This window comes from Pseudomonas sp. H3_C08, from assembly GCF_054669455.1.
This window is the reverse complement of the sequence record NZ_CP162803.1, coordinates 4,129,993-4,149,976: the sequence shown is the minus strand read 5'-3', so window position 1 is coordinate 4,149,976 and position 19,984 is coordinate 4,129,993. Positions and strand designations below refer to the sequence as shown.

At 60.2% G+C, this 19,984-nt stretch carries 22 protein-coding genes; 8 read left to right on the top strand and 14 right to left on the bottom strand.

The genetic code is table 11. The features are described 5' to 3' along the window. Positions 1 to 159: 159 nt before the first annotated feature. The 6 genes from hemA (at position 160) to AB4N74_RS18890 (ending at position 5,520) form a co-directional block, all read left to right on the top strand. Positions 160 to 1,446, top strand: a complete 1,287-nt coding sequence (hemA, locus tag AB4N74_RS18915; RefSeq protein WP_007951716.1) for a glutamyl-tRNA reductase — start codon at positions 160 to 162, stop codon at positions 1,444 to 1,446. After that, positions 1,443 to 2,525, top strand: coding sequence for a peptide chain release factor 1 (gene prfA, locus AB4N74_RS18910; protein WP_077574521.1), 1,083 nt, complete (start codon positions 1,443 to 1,445; stop codon positions 2,523 to 2,525). Before hemA ends, prfA begins: the two co-directional genes overlap by 4 nt. Next, positions 2,526 to 3,356: a peptide chain release factor N(5)-glutamine methyltransferase gene (gene prmC / locus AB4N74_RS18905; RefSeq protein ID WP_095050607.1), complete on the top strand. Its 831-nt coding sequence runs from the start codon at positions 2,526 to 2,528 to the stop codon at positions 3,354 to 3,356. Beyond that, positions 3,350 to 4,105 (top strand): molybdopterin-synthase adenylyltransferase MoeB, encoded by a 756-nt coding sequence (locus AB4N74_RS18900; RefSeq protein ID WP_460096909.1) that lies wholly within the window; start codon positions 3,350 to 3,352, stop codon positions 4,103 to 4,105. The genes prmC and AB4N74_RS18900 overlap by 7 nt, the downstream gene beginning before the upstream one ends. Then, on the top strand, positions 4,098 to 4,889 hold the full coding sequence (gene murI / locus AB4N74_RS18895) for a glutamate racemase (protein WP_116255216.1): 792 nt from the start codon (positions 4,098 to 4,100) through the stop codon (positions 4,887 to 4,889). Before AB4N74_RS18900 ends, murI begins: the two co-directional genes overlap by 8 nt. Positions 4,890 to 5,001: 112 nt before the next feature. Continuing rightward, positions 5,002 to 5,520, top strand: coding sequence for an acyloxyacyl hydrolase (locus AB4N74_RS18890; protein ID WP_093441419.1), 519 nt, complete (start codon positions 5,002 to 5,004; stop codon positions 5,518 to 5,520). 129 nt (positions 5,521 to 5,649) lie between these two features. Here AB4N74_RS18890 and AB4N74_RS18885 read toward each other — a convergent pair whose 3' ends face one another. From AB4N74_RS18885 to AB4N74_RS18830, 12 genes are all read right to left on the bottom strand, one after another. Next, positions 5,650 to 5,955: a YkgJ family cysteine cluster protein gene (locus AB4N74_RS18885; RefSeq protein WP_077574517.1), complete on the bottom strand. Its 306-nt coding sequence runs from the start codon at positions 5,953 to 5,955 to the stop codon at positions 5,650 to 5,652. Positions 5,956 to 6,008: 53 nt separating this feature from the next. Then, positions 6,009 to 6,500 carry a DUF2878 domain-containing protein gene (locus tag AB4N74_RS18880; protein ID WP_093441415.1) on the bottom strand — a complete coding sequence of 164 codons (492 nt, stop codon included), beginning with the start codon at positions 6,498 to 6,500 and terminating at the stop codon, positions 6,009 to 6,011. Continuing rightward, positions 6,493 to 7,758 (bottom strand): SAM-dependent methyltransferase, encoded by a 1,266-nt coding sequence (locus AB4N74_RS18875; protein WP_099757169.1) that lies wholly within the window; start codon positions 7,756 to 7,758, stop codon positions 6,493 to 6,495. Before AB4N74_RS18875 ends, AB4N74_RS18880 begins: the two co-directional genes overlap by 8 nt. Then, on the bottom strand, positions 7,745 to 8,560 hold the full coding sequence (locus tag AB4N74_RS18870; protein ID WP_460096907.1) for a DUF1365 domain-containing protein: 816 nt from the start codon (positions 8,558 to 8,560) through the stop codon (positions 7,745 to 7,747). Before AB4N74_RS18870 ends, AB4N74_RS18875 begins: the two co-directional genes overlap by 14 nt. Beyond that, complete coding sequence (locus tag AB4N74_RS18865) at positions 8,557 to 9,804, bottom strand: NAD(P)/FAD-dependent oxidoreductase (RefSeq protein ID WP_257356108.1); 1,248 nt, start codon at positions 9,802 to 9,804, stop codon at positions 8,557 to 8,559. Before AB4N74_RS18865 ends, AB4N74_RS18870 begins: the two co-directional genes overlap by 4 nt. Beyond that, positions 9,801 to 10,583: an SDR family NAD(P)-dependent oxidoreductase gene (locus AB4N74_RS18860; protein WP_099757166.1), complete on the bottom strand. Its 783-nt coding sequence runs from the start codon at positions 10,581 to 10,583 to the stop codon at positions 9,801 to 9,803. The genes AB4N74_RS18865 and AB4N74_RS18860 overlap by 4 nt, the downstream gene beginning before the upstream one ends. Further along, entirely contained in the window at positions 10,580 to 11,002 is a 423-nt protein-coding gene (locus AB4N74_RS18855) for a nuclear transport factor 2 family protein (protein WP_093441392.1), read from the bottom strand. Before AB4N74_RS18855 ends, AB4N74_RS18860 begins: the two co-directional genes overlap by 4 nt. Beyond that, positions 10,995 to 12,440: a deoxyribodipyrimidine photo-lyase gene (phrB, locus tag AB4N74_RS18850; RefSeq protein WP_460096905.1), complete on the bottom strand. Its 1,446-nt coding sequence runs from the start codon at positions 12,438 to 12,440 to the stop codon at positions 10,995 to 10,997. Before phrB ends, AB4N74_RS18855 begins: the two co-directional genes overlap by 8 nt. A gap of 20 nt (positions 12,441 to 12,460) precedes the next feature. Continuing rightward, positions 12,461 to 13,402 carry a MerR family transcriptional regulator gene (locus AB4N74_RS18845; RefSeq protein ID WP_093441383.1) on the bottom strand — a complete coding sequence of 314 codons (942 nt, stop codon included), beginning with the start codon at positions 13,400 to 13,402 and terminating at the stop codon, positions 12,461 to 12,463. After that, a complete protein-coding gene (locus AB4N74_RS18840; RefSeq protein ID WP_093441378.1) occupies positions 13,402 to 14,364 on the bottom strand; it encodes a YbgA family protein in 963 nt (320 codons plus the stop codon). Before AB4N74_RS18840 ends, AB4N74_RS18845 begins: the two co-directional genes overlap by 1 nt. A 220-nt stretch (positions 14,365 to 14,584) precedes the next feature. Further along, the gene (locus AB4N74_RS18835; protein ID WP_093441373.1) at positions 14,585 to 14,800 is read right to left on the bottom strand and encodes a TIGR02450 family Trp-rich protein; all 216 of its coding nucleotides are present in this window, start codon (positions 14,798 to 14,800) and stop codon (positions 14,585 to 14,587) included. Further along, entirely contained in the window at positions 14,797 to 15,783 is a 987-nt protein-coding gene (locus AB4N74_RS18830; RefSeq protein WP_099757164.1) for an NAD(P)/FAD-dependent oxidoreductase, read from the bottom strand. The genes AB4N74_RS18835 and AB4N74_RS18830 overlap by 4 nt, the downstream gene beginning before the upstream one ends. Positions 15,784 to 15,980: 197 nt before the next feature. On the opposite strand from AB4N74_RS18830, the gene AB4N74_RS18825 reads away from it, so the two are divergent. Together AB4N74_RS18825 and hemH are read left to right on the top strand one after the other, a co-directional pair. Next, positions 15,981 to 16,883: a TIGR01777 family oxidoreductase gene (locus AB4N74_RS18825; RefSeq protein ID WP_186624684.1), complete on the top strand. Its 903-nt coding sequence runs from the start codon at positions 15,981 to 15,983 to the stop codon at positions 16,881 to 16,883. A gap of 13 nt (positions 16,884 to 16,896) precedes the next feature. Beyond that, the gene (hemH, locus tag AB4N74_RS18820; RefSeq protein ID WP_093441360.1) at positions 16,897 to 17,922 is read left to right on the top strand and encodes a ferrochelatase; all 1,026 of its coding nucleotides are present in this window, start codon (positions 16,897 to 16,899) and stop codon (positions 17,920 to 17,922) included. Positions 17,923 to 18,044: 122 nt separating this feature from the next. Here the strand turns inward: hemH and AB4N74_RS18815 are convergent, their stop codons facing one another. Both AB4N74_RS18815 and upp read right to left on the bottom strand, forming a co-directional pair. Beyond that, positions 18,045 to 19,319, bottom strand: coding sequence for a uracil-xanthine permease family protein (locus tag AB4N74_RS18815; protein ID WP_077574503.1), 1,275 nt, complete (start codon positions 19,317 to 19,319; stop codon positions 18,045 to 18,047). A gap of 2 nt (positions 19,320 to 19,321) precedes the next feature. Then, entirely contained in the window at positions 19,322 to 19,960 is a 639-nt protein-coding gene (gene upp, locus AB4N74_RS18810) for a uracil phosphoribosyltransferase (RefSeq protein WP_007912842.1), read from the bottom strand. Between the last annotated feature and the right edge of the window lie 24 nt (positions 19,961 to 19,984).

Sequence of the window (19,984 nt, the reverse complement as noted above, 5' to 3'; positions counted from 1 at the left end):
CGGTCGGATCATCATGACACAAGCCTTCGGCCAAACATAACCGAGACTCAATTGTGCCCATTATAGGGGCTGACGATTGGGACAATAGTCAGCGGTAGTTGTTCTGAATCTTTCGAAGTAGGACAATTGCCGGCTTCACGTCACCATCAGCGACCTTGAATGGCCTTCCTTGCACTCGGTATCAACCACAAGACTGCGTCAGTAGACGTCCGCGAGCGCGTGGCTTTTACTCCTGAACAGCTGGTGGAGGCCTTGCAGCAGCTCTGCCGACTGACCGACAGCCGCGAAGCTGCGATCCTCTCCACCTGCAATCGCAGTGAGCTTTATATAGAACAGGATCAGCTTTCGGCCGATATCGTGCTGCGCTGGCTGGCCGACTATCACCATTTAAGCCTCGATGAGCTGCGCGCGAGTGCTTATGTGCATGAAGATGATGCGGCAGTTCGTCACATGATGCGCGTCGCCTCCGGGCTCGACTCGCTGGTGCTGGGCGAGCCGCAGATTCTTGGCCAGATGAAATCGGCCTACGCCGTGGCCCGCGAGGCCGGCACCATCGGGCCGCTGCTGGGGCGGCTGTTTCAGGCGACGTTCAATGCCGCCAAACAGGTGCGCACCGACACCGCCATCGGTGAAAACCCGGTATCGGTGGCGTTTGCCGCCGTCAGCCTGGCCAAGCAGATTTTCAGTGATTTGCAGCGCAGTCAGGCTCTGTTGATCGGCGCCGGCGAGACCATCACTTTGGTCGCCCGCCATTTGCACGAGCTGGGCGTCAAGCGCATCGTCGTCGCTAACCGCACACTGGAACGGGCCAGTCTGCTGGCCGAGCAGTTCGGTGCTCACGCGGTGTTGCTCTCGGACATCCCGGCCGAACTGGTGCGCAGCGATATCGTCATCAGTTCAACCGCCAGTCAGTTGCCGATTCTTGGCAAGGGCGCGGTGGAAAGCGCATTGAAACTGCGCAAGCACAAACCGATCTTTATGGTCGACATCGCCGTTCCCCGGGATATCGAGCCGGAAGTCGGCGAGTTGGACGACGTTTACCTCTACAGCGTTGACGATCTCCACGAAGTGGTCGCCGAAAACCTCAAGAGCCGCCAAGGCGCGGCACAAGCCGCCGAAGAGATGGTCTCGGTCGGCGCTGACGATTTCATGGTGCGCCTGCGTGAGCTGGCGGCGGTCGATGTGCTCAAGGCCTATCGTCAACAGAGCGAACGCCTGCGTGACGAGGAGCTGCAAAAAGCCCTGCGCCTGCTGGCCAATGGCGGCAACGCCGAAGACGTGCTCGGGCAACTGGCCCGTGGCCTGACCAATAAACTGTTGCATGCGCCTAGCGTGCAGCTGAAAAAGCTTTCTGCCGAAGGCCGCCTCGATGCGCTGGCCATGGCCCAGGAACTCTTTGCCCTTGAGGGCTCACCGGATAGCTTTTCGGATAAAAAACCGCAATGAAAGCGTCACTGCTCAACAAGCTGGATGTCCTCCAGGACCGTTTCGAGGAACTGACCGCGCTGCTCGGCGACGGCGAAGTCATTGCCGATCAGGCCAAATTCCGTGCTTATTCCAAGGAATACGCCGAACTTGAGCCGGTGGTACAAGGCTATAAAAAGCTGCTCAGCGTACAAAGCGATCTTGAAGGCGCGCAGGCGCTGCTCAAGGACAGCGACCCGGACATGCGTGAAATGGCCGTGGAAGAAGTCCGCGAAGCCAAGGAATTGCTGATCACCCTGGAAGCCGACCTGCAACGCATGTTGCTGCCCAAGGATCCCAACGACGGCCGTAACGTCTTTCTCGAAATACGTGCCGGCACCGGTGGCGACGAGGCGGCGATCTTCTCCGGCGACCTGTTCCGCATGTACTCGCGTTACGCCGAGCGTCGCGGCTGGCGTGTCGAGATCCTGTCGGAAAACGAAGGCGAACACGGTGGCTATAAAGAAGTCATCGCCCGCATCGAAGGCGACAACGTTTACGGCAAGCTGAAATTCGAATCCGGCGCGCACCGCGTACAGCGCGTGCCTGCTACCGAATCCCAGGGCCGTATCCACACCTCGGCCTGCACCGTGGCGGTATTGCCCGAGCCGGACGAACGCGAAGCCATCGAGATCAACCCGGCGGATTTGCGCGTCGATACGTTCCGCTCCTCCGGGGCCGGCGGTCAGCACGTTAACACCACCGACTCGGCGATCCGCATCACGCACATACCGACCGGCACTGTCGTCGAGTGTCAGGAAGAACGTTCCCAGCACAAGAACCGCGCTCGGGCGATGGCCTGGCTGTCGGCCAAACTCAACGATCAGCAAACCGCAGCGGCGGCCAACGCGATCGCCAGCGAGCGTAAATTGCTGGTTGGCTCGGGCGACCGTTCCGAGCGAATTCGTACCTACAACTTTGCTCAGGGCCGGGTCACCGACCATCGCGTCAACCTGACCCTGTATTCCCTTGACGAAATTCTTGCCGGTGGCGTTGAAGCGGTGATCGAGCCATTGCTGGCCGAATACCAGGCTGACCAACTCGCAGCGATAGGTGAATAAATGACCATCATTGCCAGCCTGTTGCGTGCCGCTGAATTGCCGGATTCACCGACTGCGCGTCTGGATGCCGAGTTGCTTCTCGCCGCTGCACTGGGCAAATCGCGCAGTTTTCTGCACACCTGGCCCGAGCGCATCGTGCCGAGTGAAGCAGCACTGACTTTTGCCGAGTACTTGCAACGCCGCCGTAGCGGTGAGCCGGTGGCTTATATTCTCGGGCAGCAGGGCTTCTGGAAACTCGATCTTGAAGTCGCGCCGCACACGCTGATCCCGCGTCCGGATACCGAACTGCTGGTGGAAGCCGCACTGGAATTGCTGCCCGCAACGCCCGCTAAAGTGCTCGATCTCGGCACTGGCAGTGGCGCAATTGCGTTGGCCTTGGCCAGCGAACGCCCAGCGTGGAAAGTCACTGCCGTGGATCGTGTGCTGGAAGCTGTGGCACTTGCCGAACGCAATCGTCAGCGTCTGCACTTGAACAACGCCACCGTGTTGAGCAGCCACTGGTTCAGTGCGCTGGAGGGCCAGCGTTTTCAATTGATCATCAGTAACCCGCCGTACATCGCTGCGGCCGATCCGCATCTGGTCGAGGGCGATGTGCGCTTCGAACCGGCCAGTGCGCTGGTTGCCGGTGAGGATGGACTCGACGATCTGCGTTTGATCGTTGCGCAGGCCCCGGAACATCTGGAGGCCGCTGGCTGGCTGATGCTCGAACACGGCTATGATCAAGCCGAAGCCGTGCGCGATCTGCTGCTCACGCGCGGTTTTGAAGAGGTCCACAGCCGCACCGATCTGGGCGGTCATCAACGCATCAGTCTGGGGCGCCTGCCGTGCTGAATGATCAGGAATTGCTGCGCTATAGCCGGCAGATTCTGCTGCAACACATCGACATCGATGGGCAACTGAAGCTCAAGGACAGTCGCGTGTTGATCGTCGGCCTCGGCGGTCTCGGCGCTCCGGTGGCGTTGTATCTCGCGGCGGCGGGTGTCGGTGAGCTGCACCTGGCGGATTTCGACACGGTCGATCTGACCAACCTGCAACGCCAGATCATTCATGACACCGACAGCGTCGGCATGAGCAAGGTCGACTCGGCGCTCAAGCGTCTGGGCGCGATCAATCCCGAGATTCAATTGATCGCTCATCGCCAGGCGCTGGACGAGGATTCTCTCGCTGCTGCCGTGGCAGCGGTGGATCTGGTGCTCGACTGTTCCGATAATTTTTCCACCCGCGAAGCGGTCAATGCTGCGTGTGTGGCGGCGTGCAAACCTTTGGTCAGCGGCGCGGCGATTCGGCTGGAAGGGCAGTTGTCGGTGTTCGACCCGCGTCGTGCCGAGAGTCCGTGTTACCACTGTTTATACGGGCACGGCAGCGAAGCTGAACTGACTTGCAGCGAAGCCGGTGTGGTCGGGCCGCTGGTCGGTCTGGTCGGCAGCTTGCAAGCACTGGAAGCCTTGAAGGTCTTGGTCGGTTTCGGTGAGCCGCTGGTGGGCCGTTTGCTGTTGGTCGATGCCCTCGGTTCGCGTTTCCGTGAGTTGCGCGTCAAGCGTGACCCAGGCTGCAGCGTCTGTGGTCCGCGCCATGCGTGAAGCGCCGATCGGCGTGTTCGACTCCGGTGTCGGCGGCTTGTCGGTGCTGGCGGAAATCCAGCGTTTGCTGCCCAATGAAACGTTGCTCTATGTCGCCGATTGCGGGCACATTCCCTACGGTGAGAAAACCCCGGATTTCATCCGTCAGCGTTGCAGCGTGATGGCCGGGTTTTTCCGCGAGCAAGGCGCCAAGGCCTTGGTCATCGCGTGCAATACCGCGACGGTCGCGGGTGTCGCCGATCTACGCCGTGATTTCCCTGACTGGCCGCTTGTCGGCATGGAGCCTGCGGTCAAACCTGCCGCTGCCGCGACCCGCAGCGGAGTGGTCGGCGTGCTCGCCACCACCGGCACGTTGCAGAGCGCCAAGTTCGCCGCACTGCTTGATCGCTTTGCCACCGACGTGCGCGTGATTACTCAGCCATGTCCCGGTCTGGTCGAGCTGATTGAAAGCGGCGATCTGCACAGCGCCGAGTTGCGCCAGTTGCTGCAAGGGTATGTCGAGCCACTGTTGGCCAGCGGTTGCGACACGATCATTTTGGGCTGCACCCACTATCCCTTTCTCAAGCCGATGCTCAAGTCGATGATCCCCGCGGACATTAGTCTGATCGATACGGGCGCTGCTGTGGCGCGGCAACTTCAGCGGCTTTTGGCGGAGCGCGATTTGCTCGCTGTCGGACCGAACCAACCGGTCAGGTTCTGGACCAGCGCCGATCCTGCGTACTTGAAAAACATCCTGCCGTTACTGGGGCAGAGTGCCGACGAAGTGCAAAACTTCAGCTTGTAAAAAAATTGTGAAATAACTAAAACTTCAGCTGAACTTCTGAGCAGGCGCTAGCTTCTATAGCGATGAGTTATCTAGAAAACCAAACGATCGTTCCGGAAAAGGAAGTTTCAACGTGAAGCGACTATTCTGCTTGGCCGCGATTGCGGCCGCACTGATGGGGCAAAGTTTTACTGCACAAGCGGCCGGTGTTGAGTTTGCGGTGGGGGCCACCAGCGACTCGACCATGACGTACCGCCTGGGCATGAATTTCGACTGGGACAAGAGCTGGCTGCAAAGTGACGTCGGTCGTCTGACCGGTTACTGGAGCGGGGCTTACACCTACTGGGAAGGCGACAAGACCTCCAGTAACAACAGTCTGTCGTTCTCGCCGGTATTTGTTTACGAGTTTGCCGGTCAATCGGTCAAACCGTATGTGGAGGCGGGGATTGGTGTCGCGGCTTTCTCCAATACCAAGTACGAATCCAACAATCTCGGCGGCTCTTTCCAGTTCGAAGACCGCTTCGGTTTTGGTCTGCGTTTCAATGGCGGGCATGAAGTCGGGATTCGTGCGACGCACTATTCCAACGCCGGTCTGGCCAGCGACAACGACGGGGTAGAAAGTTACTCGCTGCATTACACGATGCCGCTCTAAGCCGAGCGCATAACCCCTGTAGGAGTGAGCCTGCTCGCGATAGCGGTGTGTCAGTCACACATATATTGACTGACACACCGCTATCGCGAGTAGGCTCACTCCTACATTTGTTTTGGGGTGTTCTTGTGATCAGCGGTAGGCAGTCGTGATGCCTTTGCGTTCTTCAATGCACTCCGGCGCGCCCATCTCGAACTCGCGGCAAATCAGCGGGCGTTTCTCATAGATCGTGCACATCATCGTGTCGCGATCCAGCGCCGCGCACCAGCCGTCATCCAGACGCAGCATCACTTCGCCGCCCCACTCATCGGTATCGATAAAGCGATCAGGCACGCCAGTGTCGGTGATCAGCATCACTTCGAGCTGGCAACAACACGCCGCGCAGGTCGAGCAAGTGACCGCCGGTTCAGTGATTTGTTGGTGGGGAATGGTCTTCATGGTCGGCAGTGTAAGGCAGTGACCGGTACGCGTGTGAACGGTCTGACAGACGCTCAGTGCGCCAGCCGCCGAGCCATCCCATGCAGCAACGGAAACAACAACGCCCAGAGCAGGCCGATGCCGATCAGTGTCGGCAGTTCGCCATAGGGAAATTGCACCCCGGCCAGGCGCCCGCCAGCGTAATACGACAGCGCGCCGCCGACAGCGCCGAGTAAGCTCGCCAGCCACCAGGGCCGCGCGCTCCAGGCCAGGCAATGGCGCAAGGTGGTCGCCAACAATGCCCAGAGCAACATCAGCCACAACGGAATTAGCGGCGACTGATCCTGAAACGCGAACACCCCGGCACCACGCAACACACTGTCGACAGCGGTGCCGACAATCACCACGCTGAGGATCAAACGCCCCTCAGCCGCCCAACTGCTGATCCAGCACAGATGGATCACCAGCACCGCCAGCGCGACCAGCAACCACAGGCTGTTGCCGCCGAGCACGCAGGTCAGCCAGCCGATCTGGAACAGTACGGCATTGGCGACACGCTCAAGCATCGAAGCGTCCGAGCAGCGGCGCAGTCATTGCGGCGGGTTTGGCCAATAGCAACTGCGCGGTGCCGATGGTGCGTTCGAGGAAACCGCCCTCGCAGTAACACAGGTAAAACTCCCACAGCCGCAGGAAATAATCGTCATAGCCCAGTTCGCTCAAGCGGCCATGGGCGCGGCGGAAGTTCTCGTGCCACAGGCGCAGGGTGCGGGCGTAGTGCAGGCCGAAATCTTCCATGTGCAGCAGGTTCATGTCGGTGTCGCGGCCGACCACTTCGAGCATTTTCTGCACGCAGGGCAGGGCGCCGCCGGGGAAGATGTAGCGCTGGATGAAATCGACGCCGCGCTTGGCCTGTTCGTAACGCTGCTCGCGGATGGTGATCGCCTGGATCAACATCAGGCCGTTGCTCTTGAGCAACTGCGCGCACTGTTTGAAGTAGGTCGGCAGGAAGCGGTGGCCGACGGCTTCGATCATCTCGATCGACACCAGTTTGTCGTATTCGCCGGTCAGGTCGCGGTAGTCCTTGAGCAACAGCGTGACGCGATCCTGCAAACCCAGTTGTTCGATGCGTTGCGCGGTAAACGCGTACTGCTCTTTCGACAGGGTCGTGGTGGTTACGCGGCAGCCGTAATGTTGCGCGGCATACAGCGCCATACTGCCCCAGCCGGTGCCGATCTCCAGCAAATGGTCGCTGGGTTGCAGCGAAAGCTTCTGACAGATCCGCTCCAGTTTGTTCAGTTGTGCCTGTTCGAGGCTGTCTTCCGGGGTCAGGAACTGCGCCGCCGAATACATCATGGTCGGGTCGAGAAACTGCTCGAACAGATCGTTGCCAAGGTCGTAGTGTGCGGCGATGTTCTTCTGCGAACCCTTGCGCGTGTTGCGGTTGAGCCAGTGCAGACCTTGCACCAACGGCCGGCTGAGGCGGGCCAGACCACCCTCCATGGCATCGAGCACGTCGAGGTTGCTGACGAACACGCGGACCACGGCCGTCAGATCCGGCGAACTCCAGTAGCCGTGGATAAAAGCCTCGCCGGCACCAATCGAACCGTTCCCGGCAACCATGCCCCAGACGGCCGGATCGAGCACATGGATTTCCCCGAGCAAAGCACTGCCCGGGGTACCGAACATCAGGCGTTCGCCGTCCTCGACCACCAGCAGTTGGCCGTTTTTCAACTGAGCCAATTGGCGCAGCACGCCACGGCGCAGCAGCGACCCGGTCAAACCGTTGGTGCTGAGCCGACTGACCGACAGACTAGAGGATTTCATGGCGGTGCTCCTTGGGAGGCACAGTGGCGGTTTGAAAACTGCCGTCGGCAGTCTGATGAGCAAAAATCGGTGCGCGTTTGAGCAGCAGTCGCAGCGCTTGCCAGTAAATGGCCAGGGCGGTCTTCGCGGTCATCCACGGAAAGCGCCGCAGGTAACGATGCAGGCTGCGCCGGTCGAGGCTTTCGCGTTGCAGATTGAGGGTGGCGTCGAACAGTTTGTGCTCGCCTTGCCAGTCGGCCATGTGCACACCGAGGTTTTGCGCGGCGGGACTGAAACTCATGCGGTATTCGAGATCGCGCGGCAGGAACGGCGAAACGTGAAAGGCTTTGGCCACGGCAAAGTGCTGATGGAAATCCTGCAGATTGACCGGCGGGCGCGCCGGCAACACATAGTGATAGCGCTCGCCCCATGGTGTGTTGGTGACTTCACAGACGATCGCCGCCAGTTGCCCGTCCGCCTCATGGCAGTAAAAGAAACTCACCGGGTTGAACGACAGCCCCCAACTGCGCGCCTGGGTCAGCAGGCAGATCGAGCCTTGCGGTTCGTGGCCGATGGCGATGCCGACCTGCTGACGCACGGCATCGATCAGGCGCATGCCACGGCTGGTAAAAGTCTTGAGATAGTCGGTCTCGCGAAATGAAAACGGCGCAAAGCGGCTGCGCCCGGCCAGCGGCGACAGTGCAAGCACGGCGTCCTGTTCGCTGAGATCGAGGTAGAGCAAGCCGATCCGGTAACGGAATTCATGGCGGCGCGGCGAAAAACGCCGATGGCCGATCCAGCCGCGATACAGGGCGCTGTTCATAAGCTTTCCCCGAACGCGGCGGCAACGCGCAAGGCACTGACGACACCGTCCTCATGAAACCCGTTGGCCCAGTAAGCGCCGCAATAATGCGTGTGCTGCGCGCCATCCAGTTCGCCCCAGCGATTCTGTGCTGCCACCGCCGCGAGGCTGAATTGCGGATGGGCGTAGGTGTAGCGGGCAAGCACTTTGTCGGGGCTGATGCCGGCACTCTGATTGAGGCTGACGCAGAACGTGGTTTCGCTCTGAATGCCCTGCAGAATGTTCATGTCGTAGGTGACGGCGGCGTGAGTATGGCCAGCGCCGCTGAGTCGATAGTTCCAGCTGGCCCAGGCAAGTTTGCGTGTTGGCAGCAAACGGGTATCGGTGTGCAGCACCACTTCGTTGTCGGCGTAGGGCAGCGCACCGAGGATCGCGCGTTCGGCATCGCTGGGCACCGCCAGCAGTTTCAGCGCCTGGTCGCTGTGACAGGCGAACACCACCCGATCGAAATGCTCAAGGCCTGCCGGGCTGTGGATAACTACGCCATGCACATCGCGATCGACCCGGGTGACCGGACAATTGAGCCGAATCCTGTCCTTGAACCCGGCCGTCAGTGGCGCGATGTAAGCACTCGAGCCGCCTTCGATGACTTGCCATTGCGGCCGATCACTGACTGACAACAGCCCGTGATTCTTGAAGAACCGCACAAAAAACTGCAGGGGGAAGTTGAGCATTTCCGCCATCGGCATCGACCAGATCGCCGAACCCATCGGCACGATGTAATGCAGGATGAAACGTTCGCCGTAGCCGCCGGCCTTGAGGTATTCGTCGAGGGTGGTGTCGGCGGCAATGCGCAGTTCGACGAGGTCGCGCTGGGCTTCTTTGTTGAAGCGCAGGATGTCGCGCAACATGCCCCAGAACCCCGGTGACAACAGATTGCTGCGCTGGGCGAAGAGGCTGTTGAGGTTGTTGCCGTTGTATTCCAGGCCGGTGTCCGGGTCGGTCACCGAGAAACTCATTTCCGTCGGTTTGAACGCCACGCCAAGCTGGCCGAGGAGGCGGATAAAGTTCGGGTAGGTCCAGTCATTGAACACGATGAAGCCGGTGTCCACGGCGTAGGGCTGTCCTGCGACGGTGACGTCTACCGTGTGCGTGTGGCCACCGACCCAGTCGCCCGCCTCGAACACCGTCACTTCATGGCGGCGATTGAGCAGGTAGGCGCAGGTAAGCCCGGCGATGCCGCTGCCGACGATGGCAATTTTCATGTCGGATCCGTCAGCGGAGGCGACTTGCGCACCATGCGCTTGCCGATGGCCAGTTGCACGCGTGCCGGCAGTTTCGACAGCGGCCACAGCGCGGCCATGAACAGCGCCGGGAAGGCGATTTCCAATGGCCGATCTTTGAGCTTGGCGAAGATGTGCCGCGCGGCTTTATCCACAGGCCAGCTCAAAGGCATGGGGAAATCGTTTTTGGCGGTCAGCGGTGTTTCGACAAAACCGGGGCTGATGACTGTGACTTCAATGCCTTCGTCGGCGAGATCGATGCGCAGCGATTCGAACAGGTAACGCAAACCGGCCTTCGAGGCGCCGTAGGCTTCGGCCCGTGGCAACGGCAGGTAGGTCACCGAACTGGCCATGCCGATCAGGTGCGGCGCGGTGCCTTTGCGCAACAGCGGCAAGGCGGCCTCGATGCAGTAGCTGCTGGCGAGCAGGTTGGTGCGCACGACATGCTCGATGATCGAGGCGTCGAACTGCTTGGCATCGACGTACTCGCAGGTGCCGGCATTGAGAATCACTGAATCCAGTGAACCCCAATCCGTGGCGATCTGCTCGCCGATTTCGCGCACCGTCTGGCTGTTGGTCAGGTCCCCCGGCACCACCAGAACTTGCCCCGGATAGCGTTGCGACAAGACCTTGAGCGGGGCGATCTGACGGGAACTGACCGCCAGGTGCGCACCCGTTTTCAGGATCTCTTCAGCCAGCGCCGCGCCGATGCCACTGCTGGCCCCGGTCAACCAATAGCGCCGTGGAGGTGTACGACTCATCCCATTCTCCTTTTCAGCCAGGCGATGACCCGGCCCAATACTGGTAAATGCTCATACAGCAGCGCCCCGGCATCGAAATAATCCCGATGGCGATAAACCTTGTCGTGCCACAGCAGATGCGAGCAGCCGCTGACACGAATCACACGGCCACCCGCCAGGCGCGGATGGCGATAACTCATGACCCAACGCAGGTAGCCTTCGCAGTCGCCGATCTGGTCGAAACCATGAAAATCGAAACGCAGTTCGCTGACGTTGGCGTACAGCTCGCCGAAGTAGTCGCGCAATTGCGCCAACCCTTGCACCTCGTGCAGCGGGTCGGTGAAATGAATGTCATCGCTGTACAGCTCGCCGAGGTTTTGCAGGTTGTCTTTGTTCAACGCTGAAAATTGCCGGGCGAAGCGGCGCAGGAATTCACTCATCATCGCCTCCGGTAGACGTACGCGAAGGCAGGTTCTTGAAGGCGGCCAATGCGCGCTGGCGCGAAGTGCTGAGGTTGACGATCGGCGACGGGTAGTCAGCCGCGCCGAACAAACCACCGACGTCGGCTGGGTTGTGCACTTCTTTCTTGTTGAGAGCCGCCAGTTCCGGTAGCCAGTGCTTGATGAACAGGCCTTCGCTGTCGAATTTTTCCGACTGGCTCAACGGGTTGAAGATGCGGAAGTACGGCGCCGAATCGGTGCCCGTCGACGAGCTCCATTGCCAGCCGCCGTTGTTCGCCGCCAAGTCGCCATCAATCAGGTGACGCATGAAAAAACGCTCGCCTTCGCGCCAGTCGATCAGCAGGTTTTTGGTCAGGAACATCGCCACGATCATGCGCAGGCGATTGTGCATCCAGCCGGTTTCGAGCAATTGGCGCATGGCCGCGTCGATGATCGGCAGTCCGGTGCGCGCCTCTTGCCACGCGGCGAGATCGTCCGGCGCATCACGCCAGGCCAGCGCTTCGGTTTCCGGGCGAAACGCGCGGTGCCGCGAGACCCGTGGATAGCCGACCAGAATGTGTTTGTAGAATTCGCGCCACAGCAGCTCGTTGATCCAGGTAACCGCACCGACCTTGCCGCTTTCGAATTCGCCCTGATTGCTTTGCAGGGCGGCGTGCAGGCATTGGCGCGGCGAAATCACCCCGGCAGCGAGGTATGCCGAGAGCTGACTGGTGCCGGGCTTGGCCGGGAAGTCGCGTTCGCTTTGGTAATAGTCGATCTGCGCGTCGGTGAAGGTATCGAGACGGCGCCGGGCTTCCTGTTCGCCGGCCGGCCACAGATCGCGCAGGGTTTGGCTCGGTGTGGCGAAGCCTTTGACGGAGTCGGGAATCGGGTCGCTGTCGATGGCAAGTTTTGCCTGTTTGCCAGGGGCCTTGACCAACGTAGGCATCGAGCGGTGCAAGCGTTCATAACAGACTTTGCGGAACTGGCTGAACACCTTGAAGTAACTCTCGGTCTTGGTCAGCACGCTGCCGGGTTTGAACAGCAACTGATCGAGGTAGCTGTGAAACGTGATGCCCTCGGCCTGCAGTGTGTCCGCCACCGCTGCATCGCGACGGCTTTCATGGACGCCATATTCTTCGTTGACGTGGACGGCTTCGATCTTCAGTTGCCGACAGAGCTTGAGCAGTTCCACTGGGGCTTGATCCCAATGCGCGGCAGTACGGATCAGCAACGGAATATTCAACGCGGCGAAGCTTTTGCTCAGCTCATCGAGGTTGCGCAACCAGAAGTCGACCTTGCACGGCGCATCGTCATGTTCCAGCCACTGCTGCGGACTCAACAGGTACACGGCGACCGTCGGGCCGCGCGCTGCGGCGGCCGCGAGGGCGGAGTTGTCATGTTGGCGCAAGTCGCTGCGCATCCAGATCAATTGCATGTCGGCACTCACGGCGTCCATTAAATCAGCCCGCGCTGAACGAGTTCCTGGTGCGCAAGAAGCGCGTCTTCCGCCAGGAACACATCAGCCATCTCGGAGGTTTTTACGGACAACTCGGCGTGGTGGATGCATACCGTTGGTCCGACCAGCATTTTCGGGCAACTGACTCCGTTCAGCAGCTTGGGCAACTGCGCAAGGTTCATGGCTTTGCTGGAATACAGCAGTACGCCACGGGCCTGCAGGTGTTCAACTGCCAGCGCCAGTTCGGTGGCCGGCAGCGGCCAGTCAAACACTTGCACCGGACAATCGGCGCTGCTGATCAGCCACGCGCACAGCCACAGATGAGGTTCCAGTGGCAGGTCGGAATGATTGATCAACAACAGCGGGGCGCCATGTAGCTGACGATTGTTATGGTAGATGCGTGTGCCGAATTTGCTGCGTAGCCACGAATAAAAGAACACCCGCTCCATCTGCGCGCCGAACTGGCCTTGCCAGCGCTGCTCCAGTTCCGCCAGCAACGGCATCAGCAATTGCTCGCACAGCGTGCGTGGCGGGTAGAGCGCCATGGCCTGATTGACGCTGTCGTCGAGGCTGCGTTCATTGAGCTGCGTGACGGCCGCCAGCAATGTCTGGCGCAAACGCTGCCAGTCGTTTTCCACCGATTCGCTGAACGCTTGTGGTGCGTCGAGCAGCGGTTTGACCTGACTGACGGCAACACCACGGTTGAGCCAGGTGAGGATGGTCAGAATCTGCTGCACGTGTTCGGCCGAATACAGTCGGTGGCCCTTGGGCGTGCGTTGCGGCACGACCAGCCCGTAGCGGCGTTCCCACGCGCGCAAAGTGATCGCGTTGACGCCGGTCTGTCGCGCGACTTCGCGAATCGGCAGCCAGCCCTCGTCGAGAGCTTTCTTAAAATCCGCGCCAAGGTCTTCCTGGGCGCTGGTATCCATTTTGTCGTTCATTAGATTGCATTTCGCAGGCTGAGGTTTTCCGGGTGCGGTTGCAGGTAAACCTGTTGCGCGATGTACGAATCCGGATGGAGGCGAAAGTGATGCTTGAGCAACGTCAACGGCACCACCAGCGGCACGATGCCCTGGCGGTATTGGCCGATGACGTGTTGCATTTCCTGTTTGTCTTCGGCGCTGATCGCCTGCTTCAGATAACCGCTGATGTGCAGCAGGACATTGCTGTGAGTGCCGCGCGTGGCACATTTCTTCAGGGCGGCCATCAGTTCGCTGAAATAGCGCGGGCCGAGTTCGGCGGGATCGGTGTCGGCCATATTGCCCAACAACTTGCCCAGCGTTTTGTATTGCAGTGGGTTGTGCGCCATCAGCAAGTATTTGTAGCGCGAATGGAATTCGGTGAGGGCGCGACGGCTCAGGCCATTGGCGAGGACCTGTTGCCATTCGCTGTAGGCGAACACACGGGTGATGAAGTTCTCACGCAGTACCGGATCGTTGAGGCGCCCGGCTTCTTCCACGGGCAGATCCGGGTGCTGTGCGCAGAACGCCTGGGCGTAAATCCCGCGCCCGCCGCCGTTCACCGGGGCGCCGTTGGTGTGGTAGACCTTGACCCGCTCGAGGCCGCAGGACGGCGACTGCTGCATGAAGATGTAGCCGCAGATGTCATTCAGCTCGGCGGCCATTTTTGTGCCGTACTCGGCCAATGGCTGAGTGACGTTGATCGACGGGTTTACCGTGCCGACCGCTTGCGGATGCTCGGCCTCGCCGACAAGGCGGATCGGCTCGCGCGGGATGCCCATACCGATCGCGACTTCCGGACACACCGGGACGAAATCGAAATGCTCGGTGAGGGTGCGGCTGCACAGGCGGGATTCCTTGTGTCCACCGTTGTAGCGCACCTCGGCGCCCAGCAGGCAGGCGCTGATGGCGATTTTGGGTTTGGCTGCGCAAGAGTCAGACATGGGCACCTCGAATCCATACCTGTACAGAGGTTGATCTCTGTACAACTTTGCTCAGCATAGATTCATGGGTGTACAAGTCAAATGGTTTGTATAACTTTTTTCTGTTGAGCGCGGTTCACTGTGGGAGCGAGCTTGCTCGCGAATACGGATTAACATTCAACAAATTCATTGATTGACACACCGCCTTCGCGAGCAAGTTCGCTCCCACAGGGGACGGTATTTACTTCCAGCCCTGCAGCCATTCAGCGTTGTTTTGTAGTGTCTGCCAATCGAGTCGCTCAGCACGTTGGGTCAACACCGCCTGCAACTCAACCTCCAGCACCGTGCCTTCCTCGTCGCGAAACAGCTCTGTCACCAGAAAGTGTTTTTCACGATTCTGCGGGTGGGCTGCTGTCCATTTCGACAGCAGCAATTTACGCGGATTGATGCGGTTCATTGCAGGTGTTCGTGCAAGCGTCGCGCTGCTTCCTGGCCACTGAGCCAAGCGCCTTCGACGCGCCCGGACAGGCACCAGTCGCCGCAAGCATACAAACCCAGATCGGCATCGGCCAGGGTGCCCCATTCGTGGCCCGTCGCCGGACGTGCGTAGAGCCAGCGGTGGGCGAGGCTGAAGGTTGGCGCGGGCATGGCGCTGTGCAGCAGTTCGGCAAAAGCACCGTGCAGTTGCTCGATCACAGCTTCCTTGGACAGGTCGATGTGCTGCCGGCTCCATGCGCTGCTCGCATGCAGCACCCAGGTGTCGAGTGTGTTGTCACGTCCGGGTTTGCTGCGGTTGCGTGCCAGCCAGTCGAGCGGACTGTCCTGCACGAAGCAGCCTTCAAGGGGCGTATCCAGCGGTGTATCGAAGGCGAGGGCGACAGCCCAGGTCGGGTCCATTTTCACCCCGGCGGCGGCCCCGGCAAGTTTCGGGGCAGCGGCCAGTAAGGCTGTCGCTTGAGGGGCCGGCGTGGCGATCACCACGTGACTGAACGGGCCATGGGTGAAGCCTTCGGCGTCCTGCAAGTGCCAGTGCTCTTCACCGCGAAAGACCTCGGTGATGCGGCAGGCAAAGTGCACTTCCAGGCCATCGAGCAGTCCACGAGTGATGGCGCTCATGCGCGGTGTACCGACCCAGCGCGTCTGCTCGTCCGGCGACAGATTCAGTTGCCCGCCCTGATACGTGTAGAGCTGCGGTGTCCACTCGGCGACCCAGCCCAGGCTTTGCCAACGCTGCACTTCGGTGACGAAGCGCCGATCACGCGCGGTGAAATATTGCGCGCCCATGTCCAGCGAACCGGCGTCGCTGCGCTTGCTCGACATGCGCCCGCCGCTGCCGCGACTTTTATCGAACAATTGCACGGTATGCCCGGTCTCTGTCAGAGCCTGGGCGGCGGAAAGTCCGGCGATGCCGGTGCCAATGATTGCGATAGGTACAGTCATAGGGGCCTCGTTTACCTTTCTGTACAGACTACGCCGTGGATGAAACCTGTACAATTTTGTTTTTTGGTATAACTTCTAGCGTTCTCGATCTGACAGCTTGGCCTATGGTTAAACAATAGAGCCTGCCCGATAGAAAAGATCCCTGCTTATAAAAATAGACTAGTGATCCGGGTTAAACGCCACGCGAGGAAGATGTCATGCACATATTGCTGACCGGCGGTACTGGTTTGATCGGACGTGCGCTCTGCCGACACTGGTCGCAGCAGGGCCATCGCCTGACGGTCTGGAGCCGAAAACCGGAGAAGGTCGCGAAAATCTGTGGTGCGCAGGTGCGGGGTATTGCGCGTCTGCAAGACCTTGGCGATGAGCCTGTGGACGCGATCATCAATCTGGCCGGTGCGCCGATTGCCGATCGGCCGTGGACCCATCGACGCAAAGCGTTGCTGTGGAGCAGCCGTATCACGCTCACGGAAACCCTGTTGACCTGGCTCGACACGCGCGCGCAGAAACCAGCGTTGCTGATCTCCGGATCAGCCATTGGCTGGTATGGCGATGGCGGTGAGCGCGAATTGACTGAAGATTCGCCGCCGGTGATCGACGATTTCGCCAGCCAGTTGTGCATCGCCTGGGAAGAAACCGCGCAACGTGCCGAGGGGCAAGGCATCCGTGTGGTGCTGGTGCGAACTGGTCTGGTGCTGTCGGCCGAGGGCGGCTTTTTGTCGCGCTTGCTGTTGCCCTTCAAGCTCGGGCTGGGTGGGCCTTTGGGCAATGGTCGGCAGTGGATGCCGTGGATTCATATCAACGATCAAATCGCCCTGATTGATTTTCTTCTGCATCGTGATCAGGCCAGTGGTCCTTATAATGCGTGCGCGCCGAAACCTGTGCGCAATCGCGAATTTGCCAAGACGCTGGGCAGCGTTTTACACCGCCCGGCGTTCATGCCGATGCCGACGCTGGCGCTGAAAGTCGGTCTCGGCGAGATGTCATTGTTGTTGCTCGGCGGCCAGAAGGCTATGCCGGCACGCTTGCTGGAAGCGGGTTTCACTTTCCAGTTCACGGATTTACGTGCGGCCCTGGACGATCTCTCCAGCCGCCTCTGAAATAGGACGTTGCATGACCGATCACGCCTTGCTTCTGGTCAACCTGGGTTCCCCGGCCTCAACCTCAGTGGCCGATGTGCGCCGCTACCTCAATCAATTCCTGATGGACCCGTACGTGATCGACCTGCCGTGGCCGGTGCGGCGTCTGCTGGTGTCGCTGATCCTGGTCAAGCGCCCGGAACAATCGGCCCACGCTTACGCCTCGATCTGGTGGGAGGAGGGCTCACCGCTGGTGGTGCTCAGCCGTCGTCTGCAACAGCAGATGACCGCACAGTGGAATCACGGCCCTGTGGAACTGGCGATGCGCTATGGTGAGCCGTCGATTGAAACCTGCCTGCTGAAACTGGTGGCGGCGGGGCACAAGCGCATCACGCTGGCACCGCTGTATCCACAGTTCGCCGACAGCACCACGACCACAGTGATCGAAGAAGCCAAGCGGGTGATCCGCGAAAAGAAACTCGACGTGCAACTGTCGGTGCTGCAGCCGTTCTACGATCAGCCGGAATATCTGGATGCGCTGGTCGAAAGCGCCCGGCCGCATCTGCAGCAGGATTACGATCACTTGCTGCTGAGCTTCCACGGTCTGCCTGAGCGGCACCTGACCAAACTCGATCCGACCGGCAATCATTGCTTCAAGAATGAAGACTGCTGCAAGAACGCCTCGCCTGCGGTATTGGCGACCTGTTATCGCGCGCAATGCCTGCGTACTGCGGCGTTGTTTGCTGAGCGCATGGGCCTGCCGGATGGCAAATGGTCGGTGTCGTTTCAGTCGCGTCTGGGCCGCGCCAAGTGGATCGAACCCTACACCGAGGCACGGCTGGATGAGCTGGCGAAAAGCGGCGTGAAGAAAATACTGGTGATGTGCCCGGCGTTTGTCGCCGATTGCATCGAGACGCTGGAAGAGATTGGTGATCGCGGCAAAGAACAGTTCCGCGAAGCAGGGGGCGAGGAATTGGTGCTGGTGCCGTGCCTGAATGACGACCGGCAATGGGCTAAGGCGTTGGCAACCCTCTGCGAAAGAGCGCCGCTGGCGCTCTAAAAGCCAAAAGCTTCGTCGGAACGCCGCCCGGAGCAGGCTCGCTCCCACATTTGAATGCATTTCCAATGTGGGAGCGAGCCTGCTCGCGAAAGCGATCTTTCAGGCAGCGACGATCTAAAGGCTTAGATCAGCGGCTCATCCGCCTTCTTGTTCTTCCAGCCATCATTGCCCGGCAGAATCAGGTTCAGCGCTATCGCCACCACCGCGCACAGCGCGATGCCTTTGAGGCCAAAGTCGTCCGGACCGGTACCGGTGCCGACCAGCACACCGCCAATGCCGAACACCAGCGTCACCGAGACAATCACCAGATTGCGCGCTTCGCCCAGATCGATCTTGTGACGGATCAGGGTGTTCATCCCCACCGCCGCGATCGAGCCGAACAGCAAGCACAGAATCCCGCCCATCACCGGCACCGGAATGCTTTGCAGCAGCGCGCCGAACTTGCCAATGAACGCCAGGCTGATAGCGAAGATCGCCGCCCAGGTCATGATTTTCGGGTTGTAGTTCTTGGTCAGCATCACCGCACCCGTCACTTCGGCGTAGGTGGTGTTTGGCGGGCCGCCGAACAGACCGGCGGCGGTGGTGGCAATGCCGTCGCCGAGCAGGGTGCGATGCAGGCCCGGCTTCTTCAGGTAATCGCGACCGGTCACGCTACCCACAGCAATCACACCGCCGATGTGTTCAATGGCCGGAGCCAATGCCACTGGAACGATGAACAGAATCGCCTGCCAGTTGAATTCCGGCGCGGTGAAGTGCGGAATCGCAAACCATGGCGCTGCGGCAATCTTCGCGGTATCAACGACACCGAAATAGAACGCCATGGCAAAACCGACCAGCACGCCGGAAATGATCGGCACCAGGCGGAAGATGCCTTTACCGAACACCGCCACGATCAATGTGGTCAGCAATGCCGGCATCGAGATCAGCATCGCGGTCTGGTAATGGATCAGTTCAGAACCATCGCCAGCCTTGCCCATCGCCATGTTCGCGGCAATCGGCGCCATGGCCAGGCCGATGGAAATGATCACCGGACCAATCACCACCGGTGGCAGCAAGCGGTCAATAAAGCCCGTGCCTTTGATCTTCACGGCCAGGCCGAGGAAGGTGTAGACGAAACCGGCTGCCATCACACCGCCCATGGTCGCGGCGAGGCCGAACTGGCCCTTGGCGAGAATGATCGGGGTGATGAAAGCGAAGCTCGACGCCAGAAACACCGGCACCTGACGCCCGGTGACGATCTGGAACAGGATCGTCCCCAGACCCGCGGTAAACAGTGCCACGTTCGGGTCCAGGCCCGTGATCAGCGGCATCAGCACCAGGGCGCCGAAAGCCACGAACAGCATCTGGGCGCCGGACAGCACCGTGCGCCAGAGCGGATCGTTGAACTCTTGCTGCATGGTCACGCGTCCTTCTGCTTGGTGCCGAAGATCTTGTCACCGGCGTCGCCAAGTCCTGGGATGATGTAACCGTGCTCGTTCAAGCGCTCATCGATGGACGCGGTGTAGATGGTCACGTCCGGGTGAGCCTTTTCTACGGCGGCAATACCTTCCGGCGCGGCAACCAGCACCATCGCGCGGATGTCCTTGCAGCCGGCTTTCTTCAACAGATCAATGGTCGCAACCATCGAGCTGCCGGTGGCGAGCATCGGGTCGATGATCATCGCCAACCGTTCGTCGATTTCCGGAACCAGTTTTTCCAGATAAGTGTGCGCTTGCAGGGTTTCTTCGTTGCGGGCAACGCCCACAGCGGAAACCTTGGCACCCGGGATCAGGCTCAGCACGCCTTCAAGCATGCCGATGCCGGCGCGCAGGATCGGCACGACGGTGATCTTCTTGCCGGCGATCTTCTCGACCGACACGGTGCCGCACCAGCCTGCAATATCGTAGGACTCCAGCGGCAAATCTTTGGTAGCTTCATAGGTCAACAGGGCGCCGACTTCCTGAGCGAGCTCACGGAAGTTCTTGGTGCTGATATCGGCGCGGCGCATCAGGCCGAGTTTATGACGGATCAGCGGATGGCGGATCTCGAGGATGGGCATGGAAAAACTCCGGCGGCGGGCAAA